Below are 12419 nucleotides of genomic sequence, written 5' to 3'. Positions count from 1 at the left end.
ATCTGAACCGCTGCAGTTTTTTGTAGGTGGCGTGCAGGACTTATTTATCTCAGTGTTGTTGTTGAGCACTTTCACATTAGGGAACCCTGCTAATACAAGTGGGCCCCAAAATTACGATACCCCCTCGGTTATGTTGCAGCCATCAGGACTGTGCGCATTTAAGATAGGTGGCTTCAAACGTATTACCTAGCCCACTCATATAGTGTTCGTCAGTTAATCTACAGGGGCTTCCCGGGTAGAAGCTACCTACTTAAGAAAGCTGTGGTTAAAAACTGTCCGCCTGAAATAGTCATTCCATGCTTATCGAATTTATTAAGGCTCCACTACTTATGCATTATGTTGGTGCGAAAGTTGAGATTGGGGACACTTGTTGGTTCATGTTTGTCAGGATAGTAATTCAGGGATAGTGTGAGGGGGCAGTGATATCGCTGGAAAAAAAGTTGGCATAACAGTTGCTTTACTGAATAGTGCGGGACGCATGACCCGCGCTTCGGGAAGGATGCATGGGGTTATGGCAAACCGTTTCCACTAAGAACTTCCCGTTTTCTCTCATCATCGCTGATTATGGCCCCGCTTTGCGGGGCCTTTTTTATTCTTCAATTTTGTTTTCCTTGCAGCAATTTTTTATCTGTGTGCGCTCCTGTAGAATTCCGAAGGATATTCATACCTGGTGGATAGATGCCATTTTCACTAGTCGGTATAAATAACCCAGTTCTTCCGCAAGCGAATTCCAATAGATCGAGTGCAGTGTGTCCGAGCCACAAGTTCCAGACCAACCCCTTTCCCCTTTCCAGCTGGCGACTTCTGATGAGTTGCACACCCTGAGTGCGGCCCAGCTGGTGCGACAGGTCGTTCACTTACAGGGCCTGTTACAGGATGTCGATTACGGGCTGTGGGAGTGGCACCTGAAGACTGATATGCAACGTGCCCGTGGAGACATATGGAACCTGTTTGCCAATAGTGCCCTGCAGGCACTGAAATCTCTTTGGACCGGTACTGAACTGAGCCAGGTACACACCGATGAACGCGATCGTATTTTTGCCCTGCGCCAGAGGATGAGTAACGTCGGTGGTTTTTTTGATACCACCTTTCGTGCTTACGATATGGCCGGTCAGTTACGGTGGTTACGAGTGTGGGGACGTACGGTAACAACTGGTGACACTAGAGAAGTGATAGCGATTGGTAGCTGTGCCGATTATAGCGAGGCCATGTCCCAACGTTACCTGTCGAACCTGCCGGGTGAGCGCCCGCTGCAGGCGCTTTCAGGCATTGGCGACGGCCTGTGGGAATGGGATTTACGTGCAGATGAGATGGTTCTCGACGATGCCTGCTGGGGCATCCTGGGTTATGAGGTAAGTCCGATTCGGAGTATCGGCCGTTCAGCCGCAGCCCAATGGAAAGCCCGGATTCTCTCTGAGGATTTTCCTCGGGTGGAACAGGCCATGCTGGATCAAATATGGGATCGCCTGCCCCTGGACGTGGAATTTCGCTTGTGGCGCTCCGATGGTAGCGTGGTCTGGGTGCGCTGCCGGGGTAAATCCCAGCTCAATAGCCGCGGCCAGCCAGTTCGGGTGTTAGGGACTTTGCAGGACGTGAGCGGCAGCCGGGAAAATTTGTCGAGGGTTGAGCGGGAGCTGCAGCAACAGCGTGAGGAAAATGCGCACCGCGCCGATCTTCTCTTCAGCCTTAGCCATGAACTGCGCACTCCCCTCAATGCGATATTGGGTTATAGCCAGATGGTGGAGTTGGATCAAAGCCTCAGCTCCGGCCAGCGTCAGAGACTGGGAGAAATCCGCCGCGCTGGTCAGCACCTGTTACATCTGGTTGGGGATGTACTCGAACTGGCCCGTATTGACAGTCGGCGTCTCGGCCCCTCAATGGAATCGATTCGTCCGGCAGAGCTAGTGGCCGAGTGTAAGCGCTTGCTAGAGCCCCTGGCCGAGACCCGCCGGGTGAGTCTTATCTTCGAGCCTCTCGGCTGGGAATCCGCCTATATCTGCGCGGACCCGGTGAGATACAAGCAAGTGGTGCTGAACCTCGCTGGAAATGCGGTGAAATACAATCGAGAAAATGGTCGGGTCATTATCAATTTTGCGCCTCAAGCTGAAGGCTGGCTGCGGTTGAGTATTCTTGATACCGGCAAGGGAATTCCACCGGGGCGACGTAATGAAGTATTCGAGCCCTTCAACAGGCTGGGAGAAGAGAAAGGACATATTGAGGGTACGGGGGTGGGCCTCGCGATCGCCCGGCGACTAACCGAAGCCATGGGTGGGCGCATCGATTTTGACAGTCATGAGGGGCAGGGGTCGGTCTTCTGGATCGAGTTCCCCATGATCGATGCCCCCGATGCGCTGATGTCCTTTTCGGCCCAGCCAGAGACACCGACAAGGTTGCCGGCAGGTCGTCTGCTACTCGTGGATAACCGTCCTGCAGCTGTGAGCAGATTGAAGGAAATGTTGCGGGATACCAAGCAAATCCAGTGCCTGGTAGCTTCAGATGTGGTAGAGGCAATTTTTATCGCGCGCACCATGAAACCCGATGTTTTGCTGTTTTATAGTGAAGTGCCGGGCATGTCGGCTGAAGATCTGGTGCGAATTTTGGAGGAGGATATTTCCACCAGGGCAACGCGCTTTGTTCTGGTCGGTGAGAACCTCACAGGGGAGAGTCATCCGACGCTGCCGGATCAATTCGACTTTATACAACTGTCGAGAGTACTGGCGGAAAGCCTTGCGCGAACCGGGCGATCTGTTTGAAGGATGTTGTAGTAGTGCAGAGGAAAAAGTTGCGAACTACCCTGCTAATTACCGGGTAATTCGCACTGGGGGATCAGCGAATGTCGCCCATATGTTTGCCCACAATTTGCACCAAAGGCTTGAAGACCTTGGGGGTCGCGCAAACCAAGTGACCTGAATCGAGGTAGTCTTCTCCCCCGCGGAAATCGCTGATCAGGCCGCCGGCTTCTTTCACCAGCAGTGACCCCGCAGCGATATCCCAAGTGTTCAGGTACATCTCCCAGAAGCCGTCGAAGCGGCCGGCTGCGACATAGGCCAAGTCCAGGGCGGCAGCGCCTGGGCGGCGGATGCCGGCTGTTTGCCCGGCAATTTCTTTCAGTGCAGATAGATAAGGGTCGATATTTTCCAGGGCTGGGCCATTAAAGGGCACGCCTGTGCCGATCAGTGCGCCGCGCATGCCCTGGCGAGGTGATACGCGGATGCGTCGCCCGTTCAGGGCCGCACCGCGACCGCGGCTCGCAGTGAATTCCTCGCGTTTGATTGGGTCCAGTACCACCGCGTGTTCAATGCGACCGCGATAGCGGCAAGCGATGGACACTGCGAATTGGGGGACACCGTGAATAAAATTGGTAGTGCCGTCGAGGGGATCAATGATCCATTCGTAGTCGGGCTCGGCGCCTTCCAGCAGGCCGCTCTCTTCGGCGCGGATGCTGTGCTTGGGGTAGGCCTTGCGCAGGTGGTAGATAATTTCCTGCTCACTGGCTTTGTCCACTTCGGTGACGAAATCATTGCGCGCTTTTTCCTCGAATTTCATCAGGTCGCCGCGCTCCCAGGCCCGTTCGATCATTTCTCCGGCCTTGCGCGCCGCGCGCAGGGCAATATTTAGCATGGGTTCCATAACTATTCCGCACTAAGTGGTTAAGGGGGTTAAAAAGCAGCCCGCAGGTTAACTGCGACGGACGCGATTGTAGGGATTCCCATCCATTTTTGCTACACTCGCGCGCCCCCATGACACCGAATTATTACTTTCAGTATGGCCAAGTCCCCATTAGATACGACTCCGCTCAGTGCACTCGATAATGTGCGCGTAGTTTTGGTTAACAGCGCCCACCCCGGCAATATTGGTGGTGCAGCGCGCGCGCTAAAGAATATGGGCTTGAGCCAATTGTACCTGGTGGCGCCACGTGAGTTCCCAGCGGCCAACGCAGTGTGGCGGGCGGCCGGGGCGGCGGAGTTGCTCGATAGCGCAGTTGTGGTGGACACCTTGGAGGAAGCAGTGGCAGATTGCGGCTTGGTGGTGGCCACCAGCGCCCGTGAGCGCCGAATCCCCTGGCCGTTGCTGACTCCGCGTCAGTGTGGTGAGCGTGCCGTTGCCGAAGCTTCGAGCCATCCGGTGGCGTTGGTGTTCGGCCGTGAGGATCGCGGCCTCACCAATGAAGAGCTCCAGGCCTGTAATTTCCATGTGCATATCCCGGCGAACCCGGAATACAGTTCTCTGAATCTGGCAACAGCCGTGCAGGTACTGGCCTATGAAGTGCGTATGGCGGCCCTGGAAGCGGAAAAGGGTGAGCCGCTAAGCTTTGCCGATTGGGATCGCCCACCAGCTAAAGCCAGTGATATGGAGCTGTATTTTGAACATTTACAGCAATCCCTCGGAGAGCTGGGTTTTATTGATCCCGATAACCCCCGCCAGACCATGACCCGACTGCGCCGACTGTTTAGTCGTGTACGCCCGGATGATATGGAGCTGGGTATCCTGCGCGGCATGTTGACTTCCATTCAGAACTATATCCACCGTACCGGTGGCAAGGGGCGGCCGGATTAAGTAAATACCCGAGTTGGACGGGGGGTTATATACTTGACTGTAAAGCTGGGTTATTCCATACTCGCGTCCCGATCGGAAAAGGGCTGTACATCAGTTGGGAGCTGATATGCGTTTGACTACTAAAGGCCGCTATGCGGTCACCGCCATGCTGGATTTGGCGTTGCACGCAGAGCGTGGCCCGATCAGTCTGGCGGATATCTCCAAGCGCCAGGGCATTTCCCTGTCTTATCTGGAACAGTTGTTTTCCCGCCTGCGCCAATCCGGACTAGTTTCCAGTGTGCGCGGCCCGGGCGGCGGCTACCGCTTGGCCCGTAACGGCGAAGAAATTTTTGTAGCGCAGATTATTGATGCGGTAAATGAATCAGTGGATGCCACCAGCTGTGGTGGCAATGCGGACTGCGCCAACGGCGAGCAGTGTCTGACCCACTATCTCTGGTCGGATTTGAGCGACCAGATTCACGGCTTCCTGAGCGGCATCAGCTTAGCCAACCTGGTATCTCGCGCAGAGGTACAGGAAGTGGCGCGTCGTCAGGATATGCGCGATACACCGGAAGAGCGCGTCGCTTTACTCGGCGGACTGTAAGCGCCGGCCCGCTTCGGGTCGAGGCGAGACATTTAGAGATTTATTGAGCGGAAACGGTATGACTATGAAGCTTCCCATCTATCTGGATTATTCGGCTACCTGTCCGGTGGACCCCCGTGTCGCCGCGAAAATGGCGGAGCAGCTGACGATGGAAGGCAATTTCGGGAACCCGGCATCCCGGTCTCACTTGTTCGGCTGGAAGGCGGAAGAAGCAGTGGAAAATGCTCGTCGCCAAGTGGCTGAATTGATAAATGCCGATCCGCGTGAGATTGTCTGGACTAGTGGCGCCACGGAATCGGACAATCTGGCTATCAAAGGCGCGGCCCACTTCTACCAGGGCCGTGGCAAGCACATTATTACCTCCAAGATCGAGCACAAGGCGGTACTGGATACCTGTCGCCAACTGGAGCGCGAAGGCTTTGAAGTGACCTACCTGAACCCCCGTGAAGACGGCATCGTCTACCCGGAGCAGGTGGAGGAAGCGCTGCGCGATGACACTATCCTGGTGAGTTTGATGCACGTCAATAACGAGATCGGTGTGATCAACGATATTGCTGCAATCGGTGAACTGTGCCGTTCGCGCAAAGTGATTTTCCATGTGGACGCAGCGCAGAGCGCCGGTAAGCTGCCGATCGATTTGCAGGAAATGAAAGTTGACCTGATGTCTTTCTCCGCCCACAAAATTTACGGCCCCAAAGGTATCGGTGCCCTGTATGTGCGGCGCAAGCCCCGAGTGCGTCTGGAGGCCCAGATCCATGGCGGTGGTCACGAGCGCGGTATGCGCTCTGGCACCTTGCCTACCCACCAGATTGTGGGTATGGGGGAAGCCTTCCGTATTGCCAAAGAGGAAATGGTGGAAGAGGGCGAACGTCTGCTGGCCCTGCGCAACCGTTTCTGGGATCAGGTCCAGGATATGGAAGAGGTGCATATCAACGGCTCCGCCGAGCAACGCATACCGGGTAATCTGAACGTCAGCTTTGCTTTTGTAGAGGGCGAAAGCCTGATTATGTCCCTGCGCGATCTGGCGATTTCCTCTGGTTCCGCCTGTACTTCCGCCAGCCTGGAGCCCAGCTATGTACTGCGGGCCCTGGGTGTTAATGACGAATTGGCACACAGCTCCCTGCGGTTCAGCTTTGGTCGCTTTACCAGTGAGCAGGATGTGGACACCGCCGCTGCAGAAGTGCGCAAAGCGGTGGAGAAGCTGCGCGAACTGTCGCCCCTTTGGGATATGTACAAAGACGGTGTAGACCTGAACAAGATTGAATGGGCCGCTCACTAAGCGCGCATAAGAGTTAGGAGAATAGTCATGGCCTATAGCGATAAAGTAATTGACCACTATGAGCACCCCCGCAATGTTGGCCGCCTGGATGACAAGGCGGATAACGTAGGCACCGGCATGGTGGGCGCGCCCGCCTGTGGTGACGTGATGCGCTTGCAGATTCAAGTGAGCGACGAGGGTGTTATCGAAGATGCCAAGTTCAAAACCTACGGCTGTGGTTCGGCCATCGCTTCCAGCTCACTTCTCACTGAGTGGGTTAAGGGCAAGACGATCGACGAAGCTGAGCAAATCAAAAATACTGCCATTGCCGAAGAGCTGGCTCTGCCGCCAGTGAAAATTCACTGTTCGGTGCTGGCGGAGGACGCGATCAAGGCCGCTGTGCGCGATATCCGGGAAAAGCGCGGCGAGTCCGATGAGGGCGGCGAAGTAAAAGAGTCCGCCGCCGGTTAATCCTACCGGGCCGCGAGCCCAATAGCAGTGAAGGTATTGTTTTGGCTATTACCATGACAGAGGCCGCCCAGGCTCACATCAGGAGTCAGCTGGCCAAGCGGGGCAAAGGTATCGGCATTCGAGTTGGTGTTAAGACTGCCGGATGCTCGGGCCTGGCCTATGTACTGGAGTTTGTGGATGCGGCAGACGCTGAGGATACAGTGTTCGAACAGGGCGACATCAAACTGATTGTTGACCCAAAGAGCCTGGTGTACCTCGACGGCACCCAGCTGGATTTCGTTAAAGAGGGGCTGAACGAGGGCTTTACCTTCTCCAACCCCAACGTCAAAAACGAGTGTGGCTGCGGCGAGAGTTTCCACGTCTGATTGGGACTCACCCCAGCGAGGCCGGGTGCGTTGCGCACGCCGGCCTTTTTATTGGCCCGACAGTGACTGCCGGGCAGGGCGCTGTCGCCCGGTTTTTAAGGCCCAGTGCCGGCAGGTGAACTGAGATGGCTACCAACCTGACCCATTTCGAAATTTTCGGGCTGGCGCCCGCCTATGAACTCGATCGCGGTGCTCTCGCCGCGCGCTATCGGGAATTGCAACGGGAATTCCACCCGGACAAATACGCCTCCAAATCCGAGCGCGAACAGCTGCTGGCTATACAGATGGCGGCGCAGATTAATGAAGCTCACACCGTTCTGCGCGATCCGGTGCAGCGCGCCGCCTACCTGCTCAAGCTGGCCGGTGTGGAAGTGCCGCCGGAGCAGACTACCGCCGATACAGAATTCCTGATGCAGCAGATGCTGCTGCGCGAACGTCTCGAAGAAGTGCGCGAACAGCCGGACCCGGCCACTGCCCTGGAGGAACTCGCCGCTGAGGTTCAAAGCTTGTTTCGGGGCGAGCAAAAGCAATTTGCCGAGGCTTATAGCGCTGGCAAGTTGGTTGAGGCCGAGGAGTCCCTACGCAAGCAGCAATTCCTGATAAAACTGCAACGGCAGGTGGAAGAGCTGGAAGCTGACCTGTTCGGCGATTACTGAACGGCAACTGAGAATAACTTGGGAGATGGCGCTGGCTGTGCCATGGCAAAGCCACCCTGATGACAAAAGAGAATAGCAATGGCATTACTGCAGATTTCCGAACCGGGACAAAGCCCTGAGCCCCATCAGCGCAAGCACGCCGTGGGGATCGACCTGGGCACCACCAACTCGCTGGTGGCGACCGTGCGCAGTGGTTCGGCAGAGGCCATCGCCGATGAAAAGGGTGAGGTGATACTGCCATCGGCGGTACATTACGACAGTAACGCTATTACCGTTGGCGCCGACGCCCGCGCCCGCGCCGCGCAAGACCCCTACAACACAATGATCTCCATCAAGCGCCTGATGGGTCGTGGGATTGCGGATATCAAAAGCTTCGGGGAGCAGTTGCCCTATCACTTTGCCGATAACGACGGCGGTATGCCCTCTATAGAGACGGTTGCCGGCCCGGTAAACCCGGTGCAGGTTTCCGCGGAAATCCTGAAGAAATTGGCGCAGCGCGGCCGCGAGGCGCTCTATGGCAGGGACGGTGGCGAGCTCGATGGCGCGGTGATTACCGTACCGGCGTATTTTGACGATGCCCAGCGCCAGGCCACCAAGGACGCAGCCAAGCTGGCTGGTCTGAAGGTATTGCGCCTGCTAAACGAGCCTACAGCTGCGGCTGTCGCTTATGGCCTCGACAAGGGCGAGGAAGGAGTGATTGCTGTCTATGACCTTGGCGGCGGCACTTTTGATATCTCTCTTCTGCGCCTGTCCCGTGGTGTCTTTGAGGTGATGTCCACCGGTGGTGATACCGCGCTCGGTGGCGATGATTTCGACCGTACCATCGCCGCATGGATTGCCGAGCAAGCGGGCCTGGGTACAGATCTGGACGCGGGTACCCAGCGCCAACTGCTCGATAGTGCCTGCGCCGCCAAGGAGTCCCTGGCCAGTGCCGAGCGTGTAGAGGTGGGCTATGCGGATTGGCTGGGCGTGCTCGATCGGAAAATCATGGCCTCACTGTTGGACCCTCTTATCGATAAAACCTTGCGCGCCTGTAAGCGCGCCTTGCGTGACGCCGCAATTGGCGTTGAGGAAGTACAGGAGGTGGTGCTGGTCGGTGGTTCTACCCGCACCCTGCGCGTGCGCGAGCGGGTTGAAACCTATTTCGGCCGTGCCCCCCATGCGGACATTGATCCGGATCAAGTGGTCGCCATTGGCGCTGCCCTGCAGGCGGATGTGCTGGTCGGCAACAAATCCGGCGACGACCTGCTGTTGCTGGATGTGATTCCCCTTTCCCTGGGTATTGAGACCATGGGTGGTCTCACTGAAAAACTGATTGCGCGCAATACCACTATCCCAGTGTCCAAAGCCCAGGAGTTCACCACCTTTAAGGACGGCCAGACTGCTATGGCGATCCATGTGGTACAGGGCGAGCGCGAACTGGTGAGTGATTGCCGCTCCCTGGCTCGCTTCGAGCTGCGTGGCATTCCACCGATGGTGGCGGGAGCGGCCCATATCCGCGTGACTTTCCAGGTGGATGCAGACGGCCTGCTGGCAGTCAGCGCCATGGAAAAGAGCAGTGGTGTCAGTGCGGATATTACCGTCAAACCCTCCTACGGCCTGGAGGACAGGGATATCGCACAGATGTTGCAGGACTCCTATGCCCACGCGGCTGAAGATATTGCCCTGCGCGCCCTGCGCGAGGCCCAGGTAGAAGCGGAGCGCACACTGGAAAGCCTGCTTGTGGCTCTGCGCGAAAATGGTGCCCAGCTGCTTGAGGAGGGTGAGCTGAATGAATTGGAGCACGCTATGGAAGCCCTGCGCCTGGCCCACAATGGCGGCGATGCGGAGGAGATCCGCAGGCGTATGGAGGCGCTGAACAAGCTGTCTGAACCCTTTGCAGCACGGCGGATGGATGCCTCGATCAAGCGCGCTATGCAGGGCCATAGCCTGGATGAATTTGATAAATAAGCGGCCGGGGCCCAGCCCCGTCGGATTGAGACCATAGAGAGTCAGTACCCATGCCGAAGATTGTATTTTTACCCCACCCTGAGATCTGCCCTGAGGGCAAGGTCGTGGAAGCGGAGAGTGGCGTCAGCGTAATCGATGCGGCGCTGGCCAACGATATTGAGATTGAGCACGCGTGTGAAAAGGCCTGTGCCTGTACCACCTGTCATGTGGTTGTGCGTGAGGGCTTCGATTCCCTGGAAGAGCCTGACGAGCTGGAAGAGGATTTGCTGGACAAAGCCTGGGGCCTGGAGCCTGAGTCACGCCTGTCCTGTCAGGCGATTGTTGAAGATGAGGACCTGGTGGTGGAGATTCCCAAATACACCATCAATCAAGTGTCGGAAAAACACTGATCGGCGCGGGTATTGAGGGAGCCTAATCATGAAGTGGACTGATATTCACGATATCGCTATTGAACTCTGCGACACGCACGAAGACGTAGACCCACTCACCGTTAACTTTGTTGACCTGCGTAATTGGGTGATGGCGCTGCCAGGGTTTGATGATGACCCCAACCGTTGCGGCGAGAAAATCCTGGAGGCCATTCAGGCCGCCTGGATTGAGGAGCGCGACTAGTCGTTCTTGTGGCTGGAGGGGAGTTGGTAATGGAGTGCAAAAGTCGATCAATACCCCGTATAATCCGCCGGCCGCGAAATGCGGTGATCAAACATTGAATACCCCCTGGCGGGTATGAAAGGAATATCACGGAAGAGCAACTGGGCAGGTTGCTCTTTCTGTATGTAAGTTCAGTGACAAAAAATCAATTTGGAGATAACCATGGCCCTGGAGCGTACCCTTTCCATCATCAAACCGGACGCAGTAGCCAAGAATGTAATCGGCGAAATCGAGAGCCGTTTTGAGAAGGCTGGTTTGAGCATTGTTGCCATGAAAATGCTGCACCTGTCCCGTGAAAAAGCTGAAGGCTTCTACGCTGAGCACAAAGAGCGCCCTTTCTTCAAAGACCTGGTTGATTTCATGACTTCCGGCCCGGTTGTTGTACAGGTTCTGGAAGGCGAGAACGCTATCCTGGCAAACCGCGAGCTGATGGGCGCTACCAACCCGAAAGAAGCTGCTGCTGGCACCATCCGCGCAGACTTCGCAGACAGCATCGATGCCAATGCAGTACACGGTTCCGACTCTGCAGAATCTGCTGTCCGTGAAGTAAGCTACTTTTTCGCCGACGACGAAATCTGCCCGCGCGTTTAATTCGCGTGTCGAAATCGCACCGGTCCGTCCGGACCGGTGCAACTCTTCCCCGAGGTGAAATGAATGACCACTGAGAAAACCAACCTGCTCGGCCTTTCTGTGGAAAAGCTGGCCGCCTTCTTTGAATCATTGGGCGAGAAGCGCTTCCGCGCTGTTCAGGTTTTGAAGTGGATTCACCAAAATGGGGTGGATGACTTTGCTGAGATGACCAATGTCAGCAAAACTCTGCGCCAGAAATTGGCAGAGGTGGCTGAAATCCGTGCGCCGAAAGTGCTGGGCCAGTGGGATTCCGCCGATGGTACGCGCAAGTGGCTGATCGAGGTCTCCGGTGGCAATGCGATTGAAACTGTTTATATTCCCGATGGCGATCGCGGCACCCTGTGTGTGTCCTCCCAGGTGGGTTGCTCTCTGGATTGCAGTTTTTGCGCAACGGGTAAGCAAGGGTTCAATCGCGATTTAACCGCAGCGGAAATCATCGGCCAGGTTTGGATCGCCTGTAAATCCTTTGGCCAGCTTGAACCTAAAGGTCCGCGTAAAGTGACTAATGTAGTGATGATGGGCATGGGGGAGCCGCTGCTCAACTTCGATAATGTTGTCGATGCCATGAATCTGATGATGGAAGACAATGCTTACGGCATTTCCAAGCGCCGGGTCACCCTTTCCACCTCAGGTGTGGTGCCGGCTCTGGACCGTCTTGCGGATGTGACAGATGTAAGTCTGGCAATTTCCCTGCACGCCCCTAACGATGAGCTGCGTAACGAGCTGGTACCGATCAATAAAAAGTACCCTATTGCGGTGCTGCTGGATTCAGCCAAACGCTATATTGATCGCATGCCGGATACTCATCGCAAAATGACTGTCGAATATACGCTGATGCGAGAAGTCAATGATCGCCCCGAGCACGCCGAGCAACTGGCAGAGCTGCTACGGGATGTGCCGGTAAAAATTAATCTGATTCCTTTCAATCCGTTTGAGCTTTCCGATTATCAGCGGGTAAGCAACAACGCTTTGAGACGTTTTCAACAGATTTTGCTCGATAAAGGTTATACAGTAACGGTAAGAACCACTCGCGGTGATGATATTGATGCAGCTTGTGGCCAGTTGGCAGGTAGTGTGAATGACCGCACCCGCCGCTCCGAGCGCTATCGTAATGCCGAGCGCCCGGTCCGTATTGTGAATTGATTTTTTGAAAAAATCAGTGCTGGTCTGCCGTGCGTAAAAGAAAGTAGGGCAGACCGCTTAAGCATTATTTGTGAGTTTAATTATTTTTAACTCTCAGTCCTCTGCAATCCGAACAGTTCCTTTTTTTCCTTCTCTCTAGTTTTTGCCTTATTTAA

The 12419-nt window shown here is 55.6% G+C and carries 13 protein-coding genes; 12 read left to right on the top strand and 1 reads right to left on the bottom strand.

The features are described from left to right. Positions 1 to 749 precede the first annotated feature (749 nt). Positions 750 to 2753: an ATP-binding protein gene (locus ACCI49_RS07265; protein ID WP_371838292.1), complete on the top strand. Its 2004-nt coding sequence runs from the start codon at positions 750 to 752 to the stop codon at positions 2751 to 2753. Positions 2754 to 2826: 73 nt separating this feature from the next. Here ACCI49_RS07265 and ACCI49_RS07260 read toward each other — a convergent pair whose 3' ends face one another. Then, complete coding sequence (locus tag ACCI49_RS07260; protein WP_371838291.1) at positions 2827 to 3630, bottom strand: inositol monophosphatase family protein; 804 nt, start codon at positions 3628 to 3630, stop codon at positions 2827 to 2829. A gap of 135 nt (positions 3631 to 3765) precedes the next feature. Here ACCI49_RS07260 and trmJ point away from each other — a divergent pair, with 135 nt between their 5' ends. The 11 genes from trmJ (at position 3766) to rlmN (ending at position 12264) form a co-directional block, all read left to right on the top strand. Further along, positions 3766 to 4557: a tRNA (cytosine(32)/uridine(32)-2'-O)-methyltransferase TrmJ gene (gene trmJ / locus ACCI49_RS07255; RefSeq protein WP_371838290.1), complete on the top strand. Its 792-nt coding sequence runs from the start codon at positions 3766 to 3768 to the stop codon at positions 4555 to 4557. A 106-nt stretch (positions 4558 to 4663) separates the two neighbouring features. Then, positions 4664 to 5140: a Fe-S cluster assembly transcriptional regulator IscR gene (gene iscR, locus ACCI49_RS07250; RefSeq protein WP_371838289.1), complete on the top strand. Its 477-nt coding sequence runs from the start codon at positions 4664 to 4666 to the stop codon at positions 5138 to 5140. A gap of 64 nt (positions 5141 to 5204) precedes the next feature. Further along, on the top strand, positions 5205 to 6419 hold the full coding sequence (locus ACCI49_RS07245; protein WP_371838336.1) for an IscS subfamily cysteine desulfurase: 1215 nt from the start codon (positions 5205 to 5207) through the stop codon (positions 6417 to 6419). 27 nt (positions 6420 to 6446) lie between these two features. Then, positions 6447 to 6869 carry a Fe-S cluster assembly scaffold IscU gene (gene iscU / locus ACCI49_RS07240; protein ID WP_371838288.1) on the top strand — a complete coding sequence of 141 codons (423 nt, stop codon included), beginning with the start codon at positions 6447 to 6449 and terminating at the stop codon, positions 6867 to 6869. Between the two features lie 41 nt (positions 6870 to 6910). After that, positions 6911 to 7234 (top strand): iron-sulfur cluster assembly protein IscA, encoded by a 324-nt coding sequence (iscA, locus tag ACCI49_RS07235; RefSeq protein WP_371838287.1) that lies wholly within the window; start codon positions 6911 to 6913, stop codon positions 7232 to 7234. A gap of 125 nt (positions 7235 to 7359) precedes the next feature. Continuing rightward, on the top strand, positions 7360 to 7890 hold the full coding sequence (gene hscB / locus ACCI49_RS07230) for a Fe-S protein assembly co-chaperone HscB (RefSeq protein WP_371838286.1): 531 nt from the start codon (positions 7360 to 7362) through the stop codon (positions 7888 to 7890). Positions 7891 to 7968: 78 nt separating this feature from the next. Further along, a complete protein-coding gene (gene hscA, locus ACCI49_RS07225; RefSeq protein WP_371838285.1) occupies positions 7969 to 9840 on the top strand; it encodes a Fe-S protein assembly chaperone HscA in 1872 nt (623 codons plus the stop codon). 50 nt (positions 9841 to 9890) lie between these two features. Then, positions 9891 to 10229, top strand: coding sequence for an ISC system 2Fe-2S type ferredoxin (gene fdx / locus ACCI49_RS07220; RefSeq protein WP_371838284.1), 339 nt, complete (start codon positions 9891 to 9893; stop codon positions 10227 to 10229). A gap of 28 nt (positions 10230 to 10257) precedes the next feature. Continuing rightward, on the top strand, positions 10258 to 10452 hold the full coding sequence (gene iscX, locus ACCI49_RS07215; RefSeq protein ID WP_371838283.1) for a Fe-S cluster assembly protein IscX: 195 nt from the start codon (positions 10258 to 10260) through the stop codon (positions 10450 to 10452). 201 nt (positions 10453 to 10653) lie between these two features. Then, positions 10654 to 11082 (top strand): nucleoside-diphosphate kinase, encoded by a 429-nt coding sequence (ndk, locus tag ACCI49_RS07210; RefSeq protein ID WP_371838282.1) that lies wholly within the window; start codon positions 10654 to 10656, stop codon positions 11080 to 11082. Positions 11083 to 11145: 63 nt separating this feature from the next. Further along, complete coding sequence (gene rlmN / locus ACCI49_RS07205; protein WP_371838281.1) at positions 11146 to 12264, top strand: dual-specificity RNA methyltransferase RlmN; 1119 nt, start codon at positions 11146 to 11148, stop codon at positions 12262 to 12264. Positions 12265 to 12419: the final 155 nt, after the last annotated feature.

The organism is Microbulbifer epialgicus, from assembly GCF_041447265.1.
GTDB classification, from domain to species: Bacteria; Pseudomonadota; Gammaproteobacteria; order Pseudomonadales; family Cellvibrionaceae; genus Microbulbifer; species Microbulbifer epialgicus.
This window is presented reverse-complemented; position numbering and strand designations above follow the sequence as displayed.

What these genes read in the sequence shown, in the direction of transcription:
- ndk (WP_371838282.1), top strand. Translation starts at nt 10,654, where the DNA reads ATGGCCCTGGAGCGTACCCTTTCCATCATCAAACCGGACGCAGTAGCC.
- iscX (WP_371838283.1), top strand. Translation starts at nt 10,258, where the DNA reads ATGAAGTGGACTGATATTCACGATATCGCTATTGAACTCTGCGACACG.
- hscA (WP_371838285.1), top strand. Translation starts at nt 7,969, where the DNA reads ATGGCATTACTGCAGATTTCCGAACCGGGACAAAGCCCTGAGCCCCAT.
- ACCI49_RS07245 (WP_371838336.1), top strand. Translation starts at nt 5,205, where the DNA reads ATGAAGCTTCCCATCTATCTGGATTATTCGGCTACCTGTCCGGTGGAC.
- iscR (WP_371838289.1), top strand. Translation starts at nt 4,664, where the DNA reads ATGCGTTTGACTACTAAAGGCCGCTATGCGGTCACCGCCATGCTGGAT.
- ACCI49_RS07260 (WP_371838291.1), bottom strand. Translation starts at nt 3,630, where the DNA reads ATGGAACCCATGCTAAATATTGCCCTGCGCGCGGCGCGCAAGGCCGGA.
- rlmN (WP_371838281.1), top strand. Translation starts at nt 11,146, where the DNA reads ATGACCACTGAGAAAACCAACCTGCTCGGCCTTTCTGTGGAAAAGCTG.
- fdx (WP_371838284.1), top strand. Translation starts at nt 9,891, where the DNA reads ATGCCGAAGATTGTATTTTTACCCCACCCTGAGATCTGCCCTGAGGGC.
- hscB (WP_371838286.1), top strand. Translation starts at nt 7,360, where the DNA reads ATGGCTACCAACCTGACCCATTTCGAAATTTTCGGGCTGGCGCCCGCC.
- iscU (WP_371838288.1), top strand. Translation starts at nt 6,447, where the DNA reads ATGGCCTATAGCGATAAAGTAATTGACCACTATGAGCACCCCCGCAAT.
- trmJ (WP_371838290.1), top strand. Translation starts at nt 3,766, where the DNA reads ATGGCCAAGTCCCCATTAGATACGACTCCGCTCAGTGCACTCGATAAT.